Below are 19,849 nucleotides of genomic sequence, written 5' to 3' on the forward strand. Positions count from 1 at the left end.
CTGAAAAATTCTTTTTCTTTTTAATTAATTCCAATAAAAATCTCTACTTTTGTAATGATTTATGAAAATAGATATTTATCTCGTCATCGGAATTATCGTAGCCAGTACCTTGATTATCGGGTTGATCATCTATTTTTTTCAACACAAATTTTTCTTCCAGCCAGAAAAACTTCCACCCGATTTCAAGTTTGCGTACGATAATTTGAAAGCCGAAGAAGTCACCGTGGAACCTGAACCGGGAGCAAAAATCAATTATCTGCATTTCATCGTCGATAACCCGAAAGGAGTCGTGATTTATTTAAAGGGAAATACGAAAAGTATCAAAGGTTGGGGAAAATTCGCCATCGATTTCACGCGACTTGGTTACGAAGTCATCATGATGGATTATCGCGGATTCGGGAAAAGCACCGGAAAACGCAACGTCGAAGCCATGAAACGTGATTCACAATTCATCTACAATCTTGCAAAAAAGCAATATTCAGAAGACAAAATTGTTGTTTACGGTCGTTCTCTCGGCTCGGGATTTGCGGCGCGATTGGCTGCGAAAAACAATCCGCGACTTCTGATTCTCACTTCTCCACTTTATTCTTTGTTAAGGACGATTCACCGTTACCTTCCGTTTATGCCTGCAAAACCTTTTTTGCGCTACAATATTCCGACTTTTCATTATTTAAAAAATGTTCGTTGTCCTATAAAAATTATTCACGGAAGTGATGACAAACTCGTTCCAATAAGCACTGCAGTTGATTTGTCAGAAATTAATCCCGAATTGACTAGGCTTTACGTGATTTTGAGAGCAGGACACATCAACGTACATCAGTTTGAAGAATATCACCGAGTGATGGAGGAGATTTTTGAGGAAAGAAAAGTCTTCATCAATGCCGAAACAACGAGTTTGGGTTATTCGCACAGGAAGTAATTATCATCACTGATGAATGATGAATAATGAATGATGAATGATGAATAGATGATGGATGATTTATTTTTGCTGAAAGCCAATTGCCGAAACCCAAAAGCATTTGCTATCTTTGCACAATGTCCGAATTACTCAAATATTTTCAGGAAAAAGTGGTTTTTTTGCCGGTTATTTTGCCAAATGACCACACTTACGATTTTGAAAATGATTTTGAGGAATATCTTTGGGACACTCCTTTTGATGGGAAAATCAATGTGCTTCATTTCAGGATTAAAAATCCAAAAGGAGTCATCGCCTACTTCCACGGAAATGCGGATAATCTTCACCGATGGGGAAAAATTGCAGTGGATTTTACGAAATTTGGATATGATGTTTTGGTGATGGACTATCGTGGTTACGGAAAAAGTTCAGGCCCAAGAAATGAGGAATACCTTTATTCTGATGCTCAATTTTTTTATGATTTTGCCAAGGAAAATTATGGCGAGAACAAGATTATTGTGTACGGAAGAAGTTTAGGCGGCGCATTTGCAACAAAAATTGCAGGAGAAAACCAGCCAAAAATGGTGATTTTAGAAGCCACCTTTTACAATCTTCAAGACATTGTAAACCGTTGGTTGCCGGGAAAAGTCACCGACAAAGTTTCCCCGAAGATGACTTATCACTTTCTCTCTAACCAAAATATTCTAAAAATAAAAGTTCCGCTTTATCATTTTCATGGAACGAAAGATTCAGTTGTTCCTTTAAAATCGGGGAAAAAACTGTTTGAGGTTTTCGAAAAGGAACATCCGAAAATTCCAAAAAAATTTATTGAAATTAAAGGCGGAACGCATGAAGACTTGATTAAATATGATGAGTTTGTAGAAGAAATGAAGAAAATATTATAATAAAAAGGTGAATAATCAATTTCTTCGGGTCAATTTGCTTCGCAATGAATTTGATAACCTAACTTGGAACCTGAAACTTAAAACTTGGAACAAACAAAAACAAGCTACATCAAATAACATTAAACCAATTCAGACAAAATTTTCCTAATGCTTGATTTCTGCGCCATCGATTTTGAAACCGCCACTCATGAACGAAACTCTGCTTGTGAAATGGGAATCTGCGTGGTAGAAAATGGCGAAATTGTGGAAACCAAGACTTGGCTCATTAAACCGCCGAGTTTTCCCTATTTTCATCCAAGAAATATTGATGTTCACGGAATTACACCCGAAGATGTTCAGGATTCACCCACGTTTGAAGACATTTGGCACGAAGCCGAAAATTTGATGTACGGAAACTTGATGATTGCGCATAACGCCGGATTTGACGCGGGAGTTTTGCGCGGCTGTCTAGATTACTACGGATTTTTTAAACCAAAACTCAATTATCTTTGCTCGATTTCTTTAGCCAAAAAATCTTGGAAAAATCTGCCGAAATATGGATTGAAAAGTTTGGCAGAACAACACCAAATTTCTTTCAACCATCACCGAGCAGGAGACGATGCGGAAGTTTGCGCTAAAATTTCACTTCTTGCTTTTCAGAAATTAATGTTGACAAGAAATGACGAAGTTCGGGATGTTTTGAAGAAAAATTTGAAAGTTTTATAATTGTTTTAACCAAAAACAAGTTGCTAAAATTATTTAAACTATCTTTGCAGCACAAAATTCCTTCTTCGCGGAAGGATTTTTTATGAACGTAGTCATTCTTGATGAATCCGATTTCTTTTCGGAGCTGAAAATTCTTTTTCATTCATTTCTTCGTTACATTAAAAGAATGACATGAGTTTCATTTTTAATAAAAAAAACATTTCATTTGAATTTTACCGACTTAAAACTAATCGAACCTATCGCGAAAGCGTTACAGGAGGAAGGTTACACGCAACCAACCCCAATTCAGCAAAAAGCAATTCCCAACATTTTACAAGGCAGAGATTTGCTCGGAACCGCACAAACCGGAACCGGAAAAACGGCTGCATTTGCTATTCCAATTTTACAGAATCTGACTGAAAAGAATGTCAGAAACAACCAAATTAAAGCTTTGATTTTAACGCCGACAAGAGAATTGGCGATTCAGATTGAAGAAAGTTTTAACGCTTACGGAAGACATTTGAGATTGAGAAACCTCGTTGTTTTCGGCGGTGTGAAACAAGGAGCGCAAGAAGCGTCTTTGAAAAAAGGCGTCGATATTTTGGTGGCTACTCCGGGAAGATTGCTCGACTTTATCTCGCAGGGAATTATTTCTTTGAAAAATTTGGAAATTTTCGTTCTTGATGAAGCCGACAGAATGCTCGACATGGGATTTGTTCACGATGTGAAAAGGATTGTGAAGCTTTTACCACCAAAAAGACAGACTTTGTTTTTCTCGGCGACTTTTCCCGATGAAATTAAAAACTTGGCGGATTCGATTCTAAATAATCCTGTGAAAGTTTCTGTTGCGCCCGTTTCTGCAACTGCGGACACGATCCAGCAGAAAGTATATTTTGTGGAAAAAGATGACAAACTCGATTTGTTGACGCATATTCTTCAGAACGATATTTCAGATTCCGTTCTCGTTTTTTCAAGGACGAAACATGGAGCAGATAAAATTGCGAGAAAACTACAAAAACACAAAATTTCTGCGGAAGCAATTCACGGAAATAAGTCTCAAAATCAAAGACAAAACGCTTTAACCAACTTTAAATCAGGAAAATCGAGAGTTTTGGTTGCCACCGATATCGCAGCAAGAGGAATCGATATTGATGAACTGAAATACGTGGTAAACTTCGAACTTTCCGATGTTTCCGAAACTTATGTTCACCGCATTGGTAGGACAGGAAGAGCCGGTGCAGAAGGAAAATCGATTTCTTTTGTTGATGGTTTGGATTTGATTAACCTGAAAAATACGGAGAAACTGATTGGAAAAAAAATTCCGGTAGAGAAAGACCACCCGTTTCACACCGATGATTTGGTAGTGACAAAGAGAGATTCAAACAATAAACCTTTTGTTCCAAAGCCGAAACCACAATCGAAGGAAAATATTGGCTATAAGAAACCGAAAAACAAAGGGTTTTTTAGGAAGAAATAAATTATCCCTTCTTAATCTGCGTCATCTGCTAAATCTGCGAGAAAATAGTCGCTCGCAGATTTAGCGGATTTCGCAGATTTCTATTTTGAGTTGAAAATACGATTCGCGTTTTCTGTGGTAATTCTATCGATTTCTGAAAAATCTTTTCCATAAATATTGACGAGTTTTCCGACCACCAAATCCAAGTACGAACTTTCATTACGTTTGCCTCGGTGTGGAACTGGAGCGAGATAAGGTGAATCGGTTTCTAACACGATTTTTTCTAAAGGAATTTCATGCAGAAACTGGTCTATCTTGCCGTTTTTAAAGGTCACTACTCCACCAATTCCAAGCAGAAAGTTTAAGTCGATTGCATGTTTTGCCTGTTCTAAATTCCCTGAAAAACAGTGAAAAATTCCACGTAATTTTGGATGTTTTTTTCTTTCTAAAACCTCAAAAACCTCATCGAAACTTTCGCGGGTGTGAATCACGATGGGCAAATCTTTTTCAATCGCCCAATCAATTTGTTTTTCGAATGCCTTAACTTGAATATCCAAAGTCGTTTTGTCCCAATATAAATCAATCCCAATTTCACCAATTGCCGGAAAACTTCTTTGATTCAAATAACTTGCAACAATTTGCAGTTCGTTTTCCCAAGTTTCGGGTTTTACGTAACAAGGATGAAGTCCAATCATTGAAAAAATTTGATCGGGATATTCCTTCTCTAAATCCAACATTTTTTCGTGATGTTCAGAATCGATTGCAGGAAGATAAAATTTTGAAACGCCTTTATTAATGGCTCTTTCAATCATTTCCTTTCTGTCGTGGTCGAATTCTTCGGAGTATAGGTGAGTGTGTGTATCAATCATAAAATCGGTGCAGGATGCAAGGTTTAAGTTTAAAAATTCGTTTGAAATTTTACTATAAATTCATTTTCATCAATAAGTCGGTTTGAACATCTTTTCCAAGTACGAAATCGTGTTTGCTGTAAACTTCAAAACCGTTTTTCCCGTAGAATTTCAGGGCTCGTTCGTTGTGTTCCCAAACTCCAAGCCAAATGAATTCTGCTTTTTTTTCTTTGGCAATTTGAATGGAATGGTCTAGAAGAAGTTGACCGATTTTCATTCGCAGAAATTCTTTGCGAACATATATTCTTTCGATTTCAATTGAATTTTCATTTTTGTTTTCGGTTTGTGAATTTCCTGAATTTAGTTTTAAATATCCTAAAATTTCATCCTTGTTTTCGGCAAAATAAAATTCGGATTCAGGATTATCTAATTCGGATTGTAATTGCTCTTCGCTTAAGTTTTCAGAAAGATATTTTTGCATATCTTCTTCGAAATTAACTTCCTCGAAAGTTTCGGTAAACGTTTGACGACTGATTTTTACTAAATCTGTTAAATCTACGCTTGTAATTTTTCTAACTTTAATTTCTCCCATTTTTTTAAGTTTTGGCTAAAGCCAATAGAACTTTTCTTACATAAAACGGACTTAAGTCCGTTCCTGTTGAATCAATTACGATATCAATCTGTTTATTGTTCCAATGGCTTCAGCATTGGCTATTGATTTCGCCACTTCGTGGCTTTAATAGAAATTCATCACAGACTTTTCGTGGAAAAAATTTCCCTATTGACTTTTAATTATTGTTGTAAAAATAGGATGCTTTACTTTGGTTTGTTGCAATGCAATTCTTCCTTTCAAATTTTCTAGAAATTCCTGGTATTTGGGATTTTTTTCATCGAAAGTTCGGTGTTCCAAAGACTTTGCAATTTTGAAGTTTTCAGTAATGAATTCTTTGGTTTCATCTGTGAAAAACGCGTTTCCAAACTTTTTCCAAATGTATTGAACCGCCTGTGAATTGGGGTGAATCATGTCGTCTTTGTAAAAACGGTAATCCCGCAAATCATCCATCAAAATCTCATAAATCGGGAGATAATAACAGTTTTCAAACTGCGGCAAAATTTCATGAATGGCGGAAATAAGTTTGGCTTTACTCAAATTATTTTCAACCATCCCGTCTTTGGTGTGACGAACCGGCGAAACAGTGAACAAAATCTGCACTTCTTTTTTGCAGATATCTTTTAAAAGGGTAACTGTTTCGTAAATGGAATCGGTCAATTCAAGATTTGTTAGAAGTCGTTTTTCAAAAAACTTTCCGGGAATTTTGTGGCAGTTTGCCACCAATTTTTTCTTGGGTAAAAATTCGTAGACAAAAGAAGTTCCGTACGTGATAATGACCCAATCCGTATTTTGTAGGAAGAGATTCGCATCCTCAATTTTGGTGTTGATTTTCTCTAAAGTTTGATGCGCAAACCTCGAATTAAAACTGGTGTGATGGTCGAGCGAAATCACTTCTTCATTGTAACTGATTAAATCTTCTTCGGTATAAAACTGCGAATCGTGGAGTTTTTTAATGGAATTATTAATCGAAAATGGATTGAAAATCGTTCCAAATGGATTATTGAAAGTTTGAATCTGCCCCGTTTTAAGGAGGTCAGAAATCTCCGTAGAAAAGCACGAACCGATTGAAAATATTTGGTCTTCAACTTCAATTTTTTTGGATGAGTTTTCGATGTTTACTTCGGTGCGAAATTTCATAACTCGTTTACTACCTCTTCAAAAATTTGTCAAATTTTTGCCTCCCCTTCAAAGAGGGGGAATAGTCTCGGTAGATTTTGGATATTTTTATAATTTAAGATTCCCTTCTCAATAAATAGTTCGCCAATTCGATGAACGGTTTTTTCTTTTCATCGGGAACATTGATTTTATTAAGGTAATGTTGCGCAATCTCATTATGCTTTTGAATCAAATGAAGCGTTTTTTCATCCACTTTCGTACGGCGGAAAATCTTTTCTACACTGTAAATTTTATCAACATTATCCGTCTTTTTGGAGTACCAGTAATCGAGTTCTTTACGCTCCTCTTCCGTTCCGTTTTCTTTGGCTAGAAGGTAGAGAACGGTTTTTTTATTTTCCACGATATCACCTGCATGCTGTTTCCCAAACTGTTCCATGTTTCCGAAAACATCCAAATAATCATCCATAATCTGGAAAGCGATTCCGACATGTTTCCCGAAATTGAAAATGGCTTTCGCATCCTTAAAATCGGCACCTGCAATCAAAGCTCCTATTTCAAAAGAAGAAGCACTTAAAATTCCGGTTTTGTAGGTAATCATTCGGATATAATCGCTGAAGGTTACATCTTCCTGCGTCTCAAAATTGATGTCGTATTGCTGTCCTTCACAAAGTAAAAGTCCGGTATGTGTAAAAACTCGAACACAGGCTTTAAAAAGATTGGGCTCCAAGTCCTCGAAAAATTTATAGGCTTTGAAAAGCAATGCATCGCCGGAAAGAATTCCTACATTAATTCCGTGTAAAGTATGGATGGTGGGTTGGTTTCTGCGAAGCGGCGCCTCATCCATAATATCATCGTGAATCAGCGTGAAATTGTGGAAAAACTCTATAGCTAAAGCAGGTTTCAATGCTTTCTCGATATTTCCGTTGAACATATCATTCGCCATTAAAACCATGATCGGTCGAAGTCTTTTCCCGCCGTGAGAAATAATGTAATTCATCGGCGCATAAAGTTCTTCCGGCTTATCCTTGAACATGTATTTATCAACCGCTTTGGCTACGATTTCCTGATATTCATCTAAAAATTGCATAAATTTTTCTGTTTTTACAAAAGTACGATTTTAATCATTTTTTATGGAATTTAAAGCATAAAAAAACCACTTCCGTGGAAATGGTTTTAGAAATAATATTGATTTTTTTATCTTACTAAAATAACAATCAAATAAGTAATTCCCGCTACAATTGCAGAAATCGGAATAGTTAAAATCCATGCCCACAAAAGACTTACCGTGATTCCCCAACGAACTGCGGAAACTCTTTTGGTTAAACCAACCCCGATAATTGCACCAGTAATAGTATGCGTTGTAGAAACTGGAATTCCCAAATGTTCTGTCAAAAATAAAGTAATTGCACCTGCTGTTTCTGCACTTACTCCTTCAAGAGGCGTTACTTTGGTGATTCTTGTTCCCATTGTTTTCACGATTTTCCAACCGCCGCTCATTGTTCCTAATGCAATCATCAAGAATGAAGTGAAAGGAACCCAAAAATAGTGCTCCACGAAATAGGTAAACTGATGCGAACCGTCTAATGCAAGATAAACCGGGTCGTGCAACATTTGAACATGATAATAAATCACTGCTGCACCAATAATACCCATTACTTTTTGAGCATCGTTTGTACCATGTCCCAAACTGAAAAGTGCGGAAGAAACCAACTGCAGTTTTTTGAAAATATTATCTGCTTTTCTCGGGCTTGAGTTTTTTGCGATATATACAATAATCAAAGTGATAATGATCGAAATAATCATCCCAATAACCGGCGCCAAAAAGATGAAAAGGAATATTGGAATTACTTTTTCGTACTTGACGACATTTTGGGTAAATAATTGTTGGAAAGCGAGTTTGAGTTTTTCAAAAATTCCCAAATCAGGCTGTGCTATAGCAATTGCGTGATAATCGGAAACCAAAGCGTACATTAATGCCGCTCCCAAAAACCCTCCAATCAAAGTATGTGAGGATGAAGACGGTATTCCAAACCACCATGTTAATAAATTCCATGCGATTGCTGCGATTAATCCTGCAAAAATTACTTCAAGATTGATGAAATCTTCATTAACGGATTTCGCAATCGTATTACCGATTTTAAATTCTCCAATAACATAAGCTGCGAGGAAAAATGCGGCAAAATTCCAAACTGCAGCCCAAAGAACTGCTTGAAAAGGTGTTAAAACTTTAGTGGAAACAATGGTCGCAATGGAATTCGCGGCATCATGAAAACCGTTGATATAATCGAAAATTAATGCTAAAACAATAATGACGACCAATAATATAGGTAAATCCATTCTTTAATTTTTTTGATTCTGAATAGATTAAGCGTATTTGATGACGATGCTTTCAATGGTGTTTGCAACGTCTTCTGCTTTGTCGGTCACCGTTTCAAGATATTCTAGAACTGATTTAATTTTGATGATGTTGATGGCATCTTCAGTCTCGAAAAGCTTCACAGTTGCCTGACTTAAAACATCGTCTGCAATATTTTCGTAAGAATTGATTTTGATGCAAGATTCCTTAACTTCTTTCGGGTTCTTAAAATCTTTCAGGTTTCTAATAGCGTTCTCAATTTCCTGACAAGATTTGTAAATCAACAGTGAAAACTCTGTATATGCAGGATTTAAGGGCGTTTTATATAAATAAATATATTTTGCCGAAGCGTACATGAAATCTGCAATATCATCCAATCCGCTTGCTAAATAATTAATGTCCTCTCTATCAAACGGAGTAATGAAATTTTCGCCCAACTGTACAAAAATTTCGTGGGTGAGGTCATCGAGTTTGTGTTCGTAATCGCTCATGTGAGTCAGCATTGTTTCGTCATTCATATCGAAATCCATCAATCCTTCGTGGAATTCTTTCGACATTGCGGTAAGTGCTTCTGCCACTTTTTGAAACAATACAAAAAATACTTTGTCTTTTGGTTGGAATGCCTTAAAAATGTTTCCGATTCCCATTTTTTAGAGTTTATAATTAGTGGTGCAAATTTCCGAAAAAGAGACACAACTTTCGCAATTTAATGTTAAGTTTTATTAACATTGAGTTAAAAGATTGCGTTTTTATAACCTGAATAAATTTGTCTGAAATCTGGAATTTTCTTTTCCCCACACTAAAGGGTGTAAAATTTCTCAAAAAAAAATCAGTCTTGAATATCAAAACTGATTTTAATTATTTTATTGGAAAGGTTAGTTTGCTACTTCCGCCCTCATTTCTTTTCCTTTGAATTTTTGAGTCTGCAAACCTCTCAAAACTTCGTCTTTAAAGGATTTTTCTACTTCAAAGAATGAGAATTTCTCTAAAATTTCGATGTCACCAATATCGGGACGCTTCTTTGATTTGGAAGTTGCCTTGTTCAAAATTTCAAGCATATCCATTTTCTTCAAATTGTCGCGTTTTCCTAGGTTGAAGAAAAATCTTGTCATGTCGCCACTGTTTCTTCTGGGTTTTCTTTCGCGAGATTCGCCTCTTCCGCCTTCTCTTCTGTCGCCTCTGTCGCGGTCTCTTCCTCTTCCGTCTCGATCTCTACCACGATCTCTTCTACTTTCTCTGCCTTCGTCGGTGTTGAATTTTTGGTCCGCCAAATCATTTTTGTCTTTGTAATAAAGCGCCAAATCTCTTAATTGCAACTGAAGCAACTGATGAACCAATTCTTCTTTAGAAAATGCCGATAAATCTGGAATTAACTCATCATCAAAATCGAAAACGTTTTCATGTTCTGTAAATAATTTTTCAAAAACACCTCCAACTTGAGCTTTTATAATCGCATCACCCGTAGGAATTTTCTTTTCCTGAATATCAATTTTAGTAGAAGATTTAATCTGCTTTAATTTTCTTGATTCTTCAGGTTTAATCAATGCCATTGAAATTCCATCTTTCCCTGCTCTACCTGTTCTTCCGCTTCTGTGGACGAAAACTTCAGGATCATCCGGAAGTGAATAATGGATTACGTGCGTCAAAGAATTCACATCCAAACCTCTTGCGGCAACGTCTGTCGCCACCAAAATGTCGATGTTTTTCAAACGGAACTTCTTCATCACCGTATCTCTTTGGGCTTGTGACAAATCGCCGTGAAGCGCATCTGCTGCATAACCGTTCTGCATCAAGAAATCGGCAACTTCTTGTGTTTCCATTCTTGTTCTACAAAAAATAATCGAGTATTGATTAGGGTTTGCGTCGATTAATCTTTTCAACGCCTCCTTTTTGTGACGGTAACCAACCACGTAATATTCGTGCTTGATGTTTTTCTTCACTTCATTAATGGAACCAACAGAAATTCTGTGCGGATTCGTTAAATAATTTTTAGAAATTCTTTCCACCTCTTTATTCATCGTTGCTGAGAACAATAAAGTTTGTTTCGTTTCCGGTGTTTCTCTTAAAATGGTTTCCAAATCATCTTTGAAACCCATGGAAAGCATTTCGTCTGCCTCATCCAAAACCAACCAATGAATTTCAGAAAAATCGAGGGCTTTTCTGTTAATCAAATCGATCACACGTCCCGGAGTTCCCACAATAATTTGCGGTTTCTCTCTCAAGGAGCGGATTTGGTCGGTAATACTGCTTCCACCATAAACCGCAGTGGTTTTGATGTTTTGCATGTATTTCGAGTAATTTTTAATGTCTTTGGTAATTTGCAAACAAAGTTCTCTTGTAGGACACAGCACCAAAAGTTGGATTTTGCGACTCCCGTCGTCAATCATATCCAAAATCGGAAGCGAAAATGCTGCTGTTTTGCCTGTTCCTGTCTGCGCAAGTGCGATGAGATCGCGAATATCTGAAGAGATAAAAGGAATAGTCTGTTTTTGGATTTCTGTAGGACTTGTAAAGCCCAATTCGCCAATTGCCTTCAATAGATCAGGACTTAGATTGGTCTCCGTAAATAAATTCATGTAAATGATCGTCTAATAATTCGGCGGCAAAGATACGTTTTTTATTTTTGATAATTTTATGGGGCTTTCATTAAATTTTTGTTAAATGAAATCAGTTCATTATCTGAAGTTGATTTTTCCTTAAATTTGATTTTAATAATATTGAATTTATGAATCCCAAAATAGAAAATTCTACCCTAAAATTCCTGAAAGATTTAGCCAAAAACAACAACCGCGATTGGTTTACGGAAAACAAGGAGAAATATGTTGCAGCAAATGAAAACATAGTCAATTTTGTTGAAGACCTCATTGAAAAAATTGCAGAATTTGATGAAGAAATTGGAAAACTTGCTGCGAAAAAATCTTTGTTCAGAATTTACCGAGATACAAGATTTTCTAAAGATAAAACACCTTACAAAACCAATATCGGAGCAAGTTTGGGAATGGGAAAAGGAAATCGGGTTTCAGGATATTATCTACATATTGAACCGGGAAAATCGTTTTTAGCGGGCGGAGTTTATCAACCCGAAAGTTCAGTTTTAAAGCAAATCAGAAAAGAAATTTCAATGAACGGAAAAGATTTTCTGAAAATTCTTGAACAAGACGATTTCAGGCATCACTTTCGTGGATTGAGCGTTGAAAATAAGTTACAGAAAGTTCCGCAAGGTTTTGAAAAAGACGATGCGATGGCGGAATATCTGAAACTGAAAAGTTTTGTGGTGATTCATCCGATTTCAGATTTGGATTTAACGGATGAAAATGCAACTGAAAATTTTGCGAAAATTTACAAATCAATCAAACCGTTGAATGATTTTCTGAGTGCGCCGTTCTTATAAAAATTGCCACGAATGCAGGAATAATTAATTGCTTTTTTATTTCTGCGTTCGTGGCAAACAAGCTTATTTTAGTTTTAACAAATCAATCGCTTTCTGAATTTCAGGATCATTTGGATTGATGGAATAATAATTTGCAATTCCTCCTTTTTGGTCAATCACCATAAATCTCGGAACCCAATTTAAGTCGATATAATTATTGAAATTATTTTTCCAACCTTCATCAAACCAATAATTTTCGTTCGCTGAAATATTATATTTTTCAAGTCCTTTTTTCCATTGTTCATGACTACGGTCGAGCGAAAAATAAACGAAATCAATTTCAGGATTTTTCTCTTTCAACTCTTTTGTGGAAGGAAGCGCGAGAATACAGTCTCTGCACCAACTTGCCCAAAAATCAATAATTAAAATTCTTCCTTCATGCTTTTTAATGACGTCGGAAACGGAAAGTTTTTTACCATCAAGCGAAACTATTTTTTGAGCAAGAGCTTCTTTAGAAAAGGCTTTTTTATTTTCCGTTGGAACTTTTTGTCCGAAAGCGCTTATTGTAAAAAGTAATAATATGAAACTTATTGATTCTTTCATTTCTAAATTTTCTCAAACAAAACGATGAAAAATTCTGTATCAATCAACGCTTTTCCATTCTCGACCTTTGTAGTCTTTCCTGAATAAGCATCACGCAGTTTTGTTCCGTTTTGGAAAAGCCCATCAACGGAAACTTCCTTTAATCCTGATTTCAAATCCAATCCAACTAAAACTTTATCATTATTATAAGTTCTTGTAAACCAATACGGTGACGCAGAAATCATTTGATGAACTCCCGCTCCAACTGATGGATGATTAGCTCTGAATTTTCCTAATTTTTGGTAATGTTCCAATAATTTTTTTGTTCCCGAATTGTATTGCACGTCGCTCCAATTCATGTTGGAACGAAGAGTTGCATCTCCTTCTGCTCCACTTATTGTTAAATTTCTTGCGGTTTCATCTCCATAATAAATCTGCGAAATTCCAGGAGCGAGCAAAAGTTTGGTTCCTGCTTCATAAGTTCTTTTTCGCTCTTTATCGAAAGGCCAACCGTCGTCGTGAGAAGTTAAATAATTCATCACCGTTTTACCGTTTAAATCGGAATGAAGAAGTTTAGAATAATTTGAAAACAGCTCTTCATAAGATTTGTTCGCATCTCCCTTAAAATCAAAATTAATCAAACCTTTAAAACCATTTTGATAATAATTCACCTTTTTATCACCGAAATCGTAAATCTGTTTGTGTGAAATTCCGTAACCGTAAACTTCACCAACTGTGAAAAATAAATTATTGTCGAGCACTTTTGACGAATTGTTTCTTTTGTAAATGTCAAAAGCTTCCTGACAAATTTTTTGGAAATCTTTCCAAACATCCTCATTGGTATGTTTCACGGTATCAACACGATATCCATCAATTCCAAATTCCTGCACGTAATCAGCGAGCCATTTCATGATGTAATATTTCGGCGCTTTCGGATAACCTGTTCTTGCAAAAAACTCGTTTAAGGATTTCATTTCCGCATCGTATCTTCCTTCCTTTTTCCACTTTTCAACCAACATTGGTGGAAGTTCAGCGGGAGCATTTGATTCGGTCAAAATATCCGGTAGATTCGCCACCAAAGTACACGCAGTCGTATTTTCGAAATTATTGTACTTACATTGCGGCGAAGTTCGAACCCAAGAATTTGGATAAACAGGATCGACTTCTGTAACGGGACCTGTATGATTTACAACGGCATCCAAAACGACTCTAATTCCTTTTGCGTGGGCTTTTTCCACCAATTCTTTTAGGTCGGCCTTTGTTCCAAAATTCGGGTCAAGTTCCGTCCAATCTTTTGCCCAATATCCGTGGAAACCGTAAGTTTTTCCTGTTCCTTCATTGGTTGCGCTGTGAATTTGTTCCACAAGCGGCGTCATCCAAATGGCATTGATTCCTAAATCCGTAAAATAATTTTCATCAATTTTTTGAATAATTCCACGCAAATCGCCTCCTTCAAAACCTCTCAAAACAGCAGCTTTTTCCGTTCTTTCGAAATTAATATCGTTGGATTTGTCGCCATTTTGAAAACGGTCCGTCAACAAAAAATAGAGATTTGCACCTTCCCAAGTGAAAGGTTGTTTTTTGGTATTATGAACAGAACCACAAGAAGTTAATAACGCAAAACCTGCGATAAAAAGGATTTTTTTCATTTTTTTAATTTTTATAAAATGGAAGTTTTTATCTTAATGTATTATGAATAAAACCTTAAGAAAGCCCCACATTTGCTTATTATTCGACTGATAAAGTTAAAACAAAATCGGCTGTACAAAAAATCATTTTCCATCGTACATTCAATTTAACATATATTTAACATAAATTTATATCTTTGTTTTCCTTAACCCAAAAGATTCATGACGCTTTATCAAAAAATAGCCGAAAAATTACAGTTTATATCACCCGAATTTTATAAAAAAAGGTATTTCAAAAAATTGGAAGAACTTTCTGCGGACAACTTTTCGGAAAAAAATATGGAGCCCGAATTGCTTTGGATTAAAGATTATATCCCAAAAGCTGCTGTATTTTTCGATATTGGAGCCAATGTGGGAACTTATCTTTTTCGTCTTGAAAAACGACTTTCTCCTCATCAAATTTACGCCTTCGAACCCAATCCGAAACTCTATTTCCGTTTGAAAAGAATTTTTCCCGAAATGCATATTTACCGACTGGCTCTGTCGGATAAAAATGAAACAGCTGATTTTAAAATCCCTGTAATCAACGGTGAAACCTACAATTCCCGCGGAACTTTGCACACCCAATTTTTCGAAAATGGCGAAGAAAATCATTTCACGGAAAAAGTGAAAGTAATGAAATTGGATGATTGGGCAGGACTTGAAAACCTAAAACGTCTCGATTTCATTAAAATTGATGTGGAAGGTAACGAGATGGAAACTTTGCGTGGCGCAGAAAAAACAATTAAAAAATTCAAACCCGTTTTGATGGTGGAAATGGAACAACGCCACCATGAAAAACCTTTACAGGAAATGGTTTCCGAAATTGAGAATTGGAATTACACCGCTCATTTTCTGAACCGCGAAAACTTCCGGTTGCAAAAAATTGAAGATGATTTTTATGAAATTCAAAAGGAAAATGAGTTGATCAATAAAAATCAGTACATCAACAATATTATTTTCGTACCGAATTACCAAAAAAAACACGATAAATGAGTGTTGTAGCGCGACAAGGCTTCAAATATTCTTTAATTGGATATTTCGGGTTTTTGCTCGGAACCTTTTCTGCGATTTTCATATTTCCGAGAGATATGGAATTCTACGGGAAACTGCGCTACATTATGCCGACTGCGGAAATGCTTTTGCCCATCGTGGTTTTCGGGCTTTCTTTTTCTAATGTGAAATTTTTCCATCAAACCCAAAAAGACGGAAAAAATCAAAATTTTTTGAGTTTGTCTTTGCTGGGAATTGGAGTTAATTTCCTGATTTTCACGATTTTATTTTTTGGATTTTTCCTAATTTTCCCTCAATTTAAAAGTTTGGAACTATGGAAAATGAAAAGGTTGATTTTGCCTCTTATCTTCATTCTTGCACTTTCGGCGGTTTTCAATAAATACATTTCCAATTTTAAGAGAATCGTTGTTCCCAATATTTTTGAGAATTTAATGCCGAAACTCGCTAATTTAGGCGCTTTCTGTTTGTTCTTCTTTATCGGGGTTTCAGAAAAAGGTTCTTACGCGTTTTTCTTCGGAATGTTTTTGCTTTCGTTTTTAGGCTATATTTTCTATGCCAATAAACTTGAAAAAATCACACCCGATTTCAGTACCGACTATATTAAAAAAGACAATTTGTGGCAAGAAGTCTTGAATTACAGTTTCTTCGGATTTCTAGGAAATATCGGCAATTACATCGCTTTCAGAGTGGATAACTTCATGATTGGCGAATTTTTGAACTTCGAGGAAAACGGAGTTTACAGCATTATTTTGTCGGTACTTTCTTTCATCATGATTCCACAAATGGGTTTGTTCAACATTTCCGCACCAATCATCAATAAAACCATTGCAGAAAACGATTTCGACGAACTCGACCGTTTCCACAAAAAGACTTCACTGACATTGTTTTTCTTGGGAGCAGTTCTATTTGCCTGTATTTTGGTGGGATTTCCTTATTTATGCGACTTCATTAAAAACGGCGACCAACTTCGAAAAGCGGAACCTGTTGTTTGGATTCTTGGTTTTGCGATGCTTTTTGATTTGGCGACGGGTTTTAACGGACATATTATTTCCCTTTCCAACCATTACCGTTTCAATATTATCGTGATGCTTTTCTTGGCGATTACGACGATAGTTCTCAACTGGATTTTCCTCACCAAAACAACTTTTGGAATCATGGGAATCGCAATGGCAACCGCAATTTCGCTCACTTTGTTCAACATCATTAAAATTGTTTTTAATTACATAAAATTCAAAGTTTCACCATTAAGTATTGAAATGATTTACGCCGCAATTATTTGTACTTTGGCGATTACTTTGGCGATTATCTTACCGAATTTTAAAAGCAGTTTGGCGAATTTAATTTTTAAGCCAGGTTTAGTTTTGGTGATCATTTTTGCGGGAAATTATTTTATGAAAATTTTTCCTGTGGAAGATTATTTGAACAAGAAATTCTTTCAGAGTTTATTTAAATTTTAAATTAGCGTTTTCAAAACATTTTCTAATTCCCTTCTGATCTTTTCTTTGTTGAAATTTTCTTGGAAGTTGTAAGAATTTTCTCCGTTAAAATCTAAAATTTCATTCGTTCGATTTCTATTTTCGTTGATTATAAAATCCAAATCTGAATGATAATTTGCGGGAAAGAAAGCGAATTTACCATATTTAATGGCATCGCCAATATTTCCCGACATTTTGGTTTTCCCGTAAGTTTCATTGTTGCTGAAAAATTCTGTTTCTTGCTGAATGGGACACCACAAAACGTCGGCTTTGTTCATCCATTCATCAAAAATGGGTTGCGGAACTTTTTCAGTAAAATATTTGATGGATAGATTTTCAGGACTTGAATTCTCGAAATTTTCTAACCAATGAAGTTCTTTTCCTTTGGCTTTGCCGAGAAAAATGATTTCAAAATTCTTAACCAACATTTCGGTGCTTCGCACCTCCTCTTCAGACACGGCATCTTCTACCAACATTTCGCGGCTTCGCCGCTCCACCTCCACCTTTTGATTTACAATTTCTAAAACCCTTTTATAATCTCTCCTTGCTTGCGAAACTGCACCTGGAATGACAATGGTGAAATTTTCAGAGGCAGACTTTTCATTAAACTTATTAAAAAATAAAGGAAGAAATTTGAAGTTTTGCTGAACTAAACTTTTATCCAAAACCAAAAGACTTTTCGCCTTTTTGTAAACATCGGTTGCAGAAAGTAAATCCTCTTTCAACAGGAGTTTTAACCGATATTTAAAATCCTTTCTAAAGATATTTTTAAAGAGTTGAAGTTTAGAAATTTTAGTAAAATTCAAGTTGTGAACAATTATCGCTGTATTGCAATTTTTACAAATATTCTCAAAAACATTGAAATAGCGATGAACCGTTCCAATGATGACCAAATCATAATTATTTCCTTTCAACTGATTCAGAATCTCTGAATTTTCCGTTAGAAAAATGTTGAATTGATGTTTTCCAATCGTCTTTAAAACTTTTTCAGAGAAATAATAATCTACCTCAAACTCTTTGGAATCATTCATTAATTCCATAAAGTTTGCCGCAATTTCAGCGTGGGTGTCGAGTTCGATAAAGGCTATTTTTTTTAAATTCAAATTCAACTTTATTTAATTTTTGGCATCTTCAACAATATTTTTTGCTTCACCAATTTTAAATTCTCTTTTGAAAAAATACACTTTTTTTCCGCTACTCCAAGTTTCCAAAACCTTTGTATTCAAAATTTCAGTTTCGGGAATCGTCATTAAATTTTGATTCAAAATAATAAAATCCGCCGATTTTCCGACTTCCAAACTACCCAATTCATTTTCCTGAAATGCTGCTTTTGCCGCCCAAATTGTCATTCCACGAATGGTTTGTTGCCTTGTCAATGCGTTTTCTTTCTGAAAACCGTTGGCTGGAAAATTTTTAGAATCTTTTCTTGCCACCGCCGCTAAAAATGTTTTAAAAGGATTGATTTCTTCCACTGGAAAATCGGTTCCCAGAGGAAGCCAACCGTTTTGTTTCAGCAAATCTTCATAAGCGTAGGAATATTTCAGGCGCTCTTTCCCCAATCTTTCTTCCGCCCAATACATATCGGAAGTCGCGTGAGTTGGCTGCACAGAAGGAATGATGGAATATTTCGCAAACAGATTGAAATCGTTTTTATCGACAATTTGCGCATGTTCGATTCTCCATCTTCTGTTATTTTTAATGCCTAAAACATCACCATAAATTTGAAGAATCGTCCGGTTCGCAGAATCTCCAATCGCGTGAGTGCACATTTGAAGGTCGCTATTTTTGAGTTTTTTGGCTAAATTTTCGAAATGTTTTCTCTCGCTCAACAAAAACCCTTTCCAATCTTTTTTGTCGGAATAATCGTGGATGAGACACGCTCCTCTCGAACCAAGCGCACCATCTGAATACACTTTAAATCCTCCAACCGTAATATTTTTATTGGTATATCTTCCTTTTTTTACCCAACGGTCGTAATAATTAGGATTGTCTTCAAGCAATGCGAAGATTTTCATCTGAAGTTTATTCTGCGACTGTGCCTTTTCCAAAAGCGACAAAGTATGCTCCGTAATTCCGCAATCGTGAAGTGAAGTCAAGCCATACGAAAAGCATTCTTTTTGCAGTTCTCCAAAATAATTAATCGCCATTTCATCGCTGATTTGCGGCAAATGTTTTTCCACCAAAAGCATCGCATTATCAATTAAAACTCCGGTAAGTTTGCCGTTTTTTTGTTCAATTTCACCGCCGTTCAGTTTCGTGTTTAAATCAATTCCCGCAATATCGAGGGCTTTTTGATTTGCAATTGCAGCGTGACCATCGATTCGCTTTAAATAAACAGGACGGTTCGGGAAAAGTTGGTCGAGTTTTTCCTTGTTTGGAAATTCTTTTATGGGCCAATCATTTTGGTCCCAACTTCTGCCGTAAAGCCATTCCATTGGTGCGTTTTTGGAATATTCGGTGATTCGGGAAATTACTTCGTCCCAAGATTTTGTTCCCAAAAGTTCACATTTCCATTTATCCGTCGCATAACCTGTGAAATGACAATGCGCATCGATGAATCCGGGAAAAACCGTTTTTCCTTCAAGATTCTGAATGTTTTTTGATTTGAATTTTTTCAGAATCTCCGCATTTTTCCCAACCGCTAAAATCTTTCCTTCTGAAACTGCCATTGCTTCAGCGACATCAAAATTCTTATTAACGGTATAGATTTTCGCGTTTTGGATGATTAAGTCGGCGTTATTTTGTGCGGAGATGAATACCGAAAAAAGTAGTATAACAAGTGTAGGGACAAATCGTGATTTGTCCGAAAAATGCAGGTTTTCAATGCGATTTTTTGTAAAATTAAATTCCATAATATTTATATTTATC

18 protein-coding genes are annotated in these 19,849 nt (G+C 35.9%); 7 read left to right on the forward strand and 11 right to left on the reverse strand.

What is annotated here, in order from left to right; all coding sequences use genetic code 11:
- Positions 1 to 61 precede the first annotated feature (61 nt).
- From J4771_RS03775 to J4771_RS03790, 4 genes are all read left to right on the forward strand, one after another.
- Positions 62 to 919 carry an alpha/beta hydrolase gene (locus tag J4771_RS03775; RefSeq protein WP_224136562.1) on the forward strand — a complete coding sequence of 286 codons (858 nt, stop codon included), beginning with the start codon at positions 62 to 64 and terminating at the stop codon, positions 917 to 919.
- A gap of 116 nt (positions 920 to 1,035) precedes the next feature.
- Positions 1,036 to 1,800, forward strand: a complete 765-nt coding sequence (locus tag J4771_RS03780; RefSeq protein ID WP_224136564.1) for an alpha/beta hydrolase — start codon at positions 1,036 to 1,038, stop codon at positions 1,798 to 1,800.
- A gap of 147 nt (positions 1,801 to 1,947) precedes the next feature.
- Positions 1,948 to 2,505, forward strand: coding sequence for a 3'-5' exonuclease (locus J4771_RS03785; protein WP_224136566.1), 558 nt, complete (start codon positions 1,948 to 1,950; stop codon positions 2,503 to 2,505).
- Between the two features lie 205 nt (positions 2,506 to 2,710).
- Complete coding sequence (locus J4771_RS03790) at positions 2,711 to 3,961, forward strand: DEAD/DEAH box helicase (RefSeq protein ID WP_224136568.1); 1,251 nt, start codon at positions 2,711 to 2,713, stop codon at positions 3,959 to 3,961.
- Between the two features lie 80 nt (positions 3,962 to 4,041).
- Here the strand turns inward: J4771_RS03790 and J4771_RS03795 are convergent, their stop codons facing one another.
- The 7 genes from J4771_RS03795 to J4771_RS03825 form a co-directional block, all read right to left on the reverse strand.
- Complete coding sequence (locus J4771_RS03795) at positions 4,042 to 4,809, reverse strand: TatD family hydrolase (protein WP_224136570.1); 768 nt, start codon at positions 4,807 to 4,809, stop codon at positions 4,042 to 4,044.
- A gap of 52 nt (positions 4,810 to 4,861) precedes the next feature.
- The gene (locus J4771_RS03800) at positions 4,862 to 5,380 is read right to left on the reverse strand and encodes a GNAT family N-acetyltransferase (protein ID WP_224136573.1); all 519 of its coding nucleotides are present in this window, start codon (positions 5,378 to 5,380) and stop codon (positions 4,862 to 4,864) included.
- 186 nt (positions 5,381 to 5,566) lie between these two features.
- On the reverse strand, positions 5,567 to 6,538 hold the full coding sequence (locus J4771_RS03805; protein WP_224136574.1) for a GSCFA domain-containing protein: 972 nt from the start codon (positions 6,536 to 6,538) through the stop codon (positions 5,567 to 5,569).
- 94 nt (positions 6,539 to 6,632) lie between these two features.
- Complete coding sequence (locus J4771_RS03810) at positions 6,633 to 7,604, reverse strand: polyprenyl synthetase family protein (protein ID WP_224136575.1); 972 nt, start codon at positions 7,602 to 7,604, stop codon at positions 6,633 to 6,635.
- A 107-nt stretch (positions 7,605 to 7,711) separates the two neighbouring features.
- A complete protein-coding gene (locus J4771_RS03815; RefSeq protein ID WP_224136576.1) occupies positions 7,712 to 8,854 on the reverse strand; it encodes an inorganic phosphate transporter in 1,143 nt (380 codons plus the stop codon).
- A gap of 27 nt (positions 8,855 to 8,881) precedes the next feature.
- Entirely contained in the window at positions 8,882 to 9,520 is a 639-nt protein-coding gene (locus J4771_RS03820) for a DUF47 domain-containing protein (RefSeq protein WP_224136577.1), read from the reverse strand.
- Between the two features lie 228 nt (positions 9,521 to 9,748).
- Positions 9,749 to 11,449: a DEAD/DEAH box helicase gene (locus J4771_RS03825; RefSeq protein WP_224136578.1), complete on the reverse strand. Its 1,701-nt coding sequence runs from the start codon at positions 11,447 to 11,449 to the stop codon at positions 9,749 to 9,751.
- A gap of 149 nt (positions 11,450 to 11,598) precedes the next feature.
- Between J4771_RS03825 and J4771_RS03830 the strand changes: the two genes are divergently transcribed.
- Positions 11,599 to 12,264, forward strand: coding sequence for a DUF2461 domain-containing protein (locus tag J4771_RS03830; RefSeq protein ID WP_224136579.1), 666 nt, complete (start codon positions 11,599 to 11,601; stop codon positions 12,262 to 12,264).
- A gap of 63 nt (positions 12,265 to 12,327) precedes the next feature.
- Here J4771_RS03830 and J4771_RS03835 read toward each other — a convergent pair whose 3' ends face one another.
- Entirely contained in the window at positions 12,328 to 12,846 is a 519-nt protein-coding gene (locus J4771_RS03835; RefSeq protein ID WP_224136580.1) for a TlpA family protein disulfide reductase, read from the reverse strand.
- A 2-nt stretch (positions 12,847 to 12,848) separates the two neighbouring features.
- Positions 12,849 to 14,474 (reverse strand): alpha-amylase family glycosyl hydrolase, encoded by a 1,626-nt coding sequence (locus J4771_RS03840; RefSeq protein WP_224136583.1) that lies wholly within the window; start codon positions 14,472 to 14,474, stop codon positions 12,849 to 12,851.
- 201 nt (positions 14,475 to 14,675) lie between these two features.
- Between J4771_RS03840 and J4771_RS03845 the strand changes: the two genes are divergently transcribed.
- A complete protein-coding gene (locus tag J4771_RS03845) occupies positions 14,676 to 15,488 on the forward strand; it encodes an FkbM family methyltransferase (RefSeq protein WP_224136585.1) in 813 nt (270 codons plus the stop codon).
- Entirely contained in the window at positions 15,485 to 16,963 is a 1,479-nt protein-coding gene (locus J4771_RS03850; protein WP_224136587.1) for a lipopolysaccharide biosynthesis protein, read from the forward strand. Before J4771_RS03845 ends, J4771_RS03850 begins: the two co-directional genes overlap by 4 nt.
- Here J4771_RS03850 and J4771_RS03855 read toward each other — a convergent pair.
- The gene (locus J4771_RS03855) at positions 16,960 to 18,084 is read right to left on the reverse strand and encodes a hypothetical protein (RefSeq protein ID WP_224136589.1); all 1,125 of its coding nucleotides are present in this window, start codon (positions 18,082 to 18,084) and stop codon (positions 16,960 to 16,962) included. The genes J4771_RS03850 and J4771_RS03855 overlap by 4 nt on opposite strands.
- Before the next feature lie 12 nt (positions 18,085 to 18,096).
- A complete protein-coding gene (locus tag J4771_RS03860) occupies positions 18,097 to 19,833 on the reverse strand; it encodes an amidohydrolase (RefSeq protein WP_224136591.1) in 1,737 nt (578 codons plus the stop codon).
- Positions 19,834 to 19,849 lie beyond the last annotated feature (16 nt).

The sequence above is a fragment of the Candidatus Kaistella beijingensis genome (assembly GCF_020084865.1).
Taxonomy (GTDB): Bacteria; Bacteroidota; Bacteroidia; order Flavobacteriales; family Weeksellaceae; genus Kaistella; species Kaistella beijingensis.

Excerpts from the sequence above, each read along its gene's own strand:
- J4771_RS03785 (WP_224136566.1), top strand. The coding sequence starts at position 1,948 with ATGCTTGATTTCTGCGCCATCGATTTTGAAACCGCCACTCATGAACGA.
- J4771_RS03850 (WP_224136587.1), top strand. The coding sequence starts at position 15,485 with ATGAGTGTTGTAGCGCGACAAGGCTTCAAATATTCTTTAATTGGATAT.
- J4771_RS03780 (WP_224136564.1), top strand. The coding sequence starts at position 1,036 with ATGTCCGAATTACTCAAATATTTTCAGGAAAAAGTGGTTTTTTTGCCG.
- J4771_RS03795 (WP_224136570.1), bottom strand. The coding sequence starts at position 4,809 with ATGATTGATACACACACTCACCTATACTCCGAAGAATTCGACCACGAC.
- J4771_RS03830 (WP_224136579.1), top strand. The coding sequence starts at position 11,599 with ATGAATCCCAAAATAGAAAATTCTACCCTAAAATTCCTGAAAGATTTA.
- J4771_RS03840 (WP_224136583.1), bottom strand. The coding sequence starts at position 14,474 with ATGAAAAAAATCCTTTTTATCGCAGGTTTTGCGTTATTAACTTCTTGT.
- J4771_RS03835 (WP_224136580.1), bottom strand. The coding sequence starts at position 12,846 with ATGAAAGAATCAATAAGTTTCATATTATTACTTTTTACAATAAGCGCT.
- J4771_RS03825 (WP_224136578.1), bottom strand. The coding sequence starts at position 11,449 with ATGAATTTATTTACGGAGACCAATCTAAGTCCTGATCTATTGAAGGCA.
- J4771_RS03820 (WP_224136577.1), bottom strand. The coding sequence starts at position 9,520 with ATGGGAATCGGAAACATTTTTAAGGCATTCCAACCAAAAGACAAAGTA.
- J4771_RS03815 (WP_224136576.1), bottom strand. The coding sequence starts at position 8,854 with ATGGATTTACCTATATTATTGGTCGTCATTATTGTTTTAGCATTAATT.
- J4771_RS03800 (WP_224136573.1), bottom strand. The coding sequence starts at position 5,380 with ATGGGAGAAATTAAAGTTAGAAAAATTACAAGCGTAGATTTAACAGAT.
- J4771_RS03805 (WP_224136574.1), bottom strand. The coding sequence starts at position 6,538 with ATGAAATTTCGCACCGAAGTAAACATCGAAAACTCATCCAAAAAAATT.
- J4771_RS03775 (WP_224136562.1), top strand. The coding sequence starts at position 62 with ATGAAAATAGATATTTATCTCGTCATCGGAATTATCGTAGCCAGTACC.
- J4771_RS03810 (WP_224136575.1), bottom strand. The coding sequence starts at position 7,604 with ATGCAATTTTTAGATGAATATCAGGAAATCGTAGCCAAAGCGGTTGAT.
- J4771_RS03860 (WP_224136591.1), bottom strand. The coding sequence starts at position 19,833 with ATGGAATTTAATTTTACAAAAAATCGCATTGAAAACCTGCATTTTTCG.
- J4771_RS03845 (WP_224136585.1), top strand. The coding sequence starts at position 14,676 with ATGACGCTTTATCAAAAAATAGCCGAAAAATTACAGTTTATATCACCC.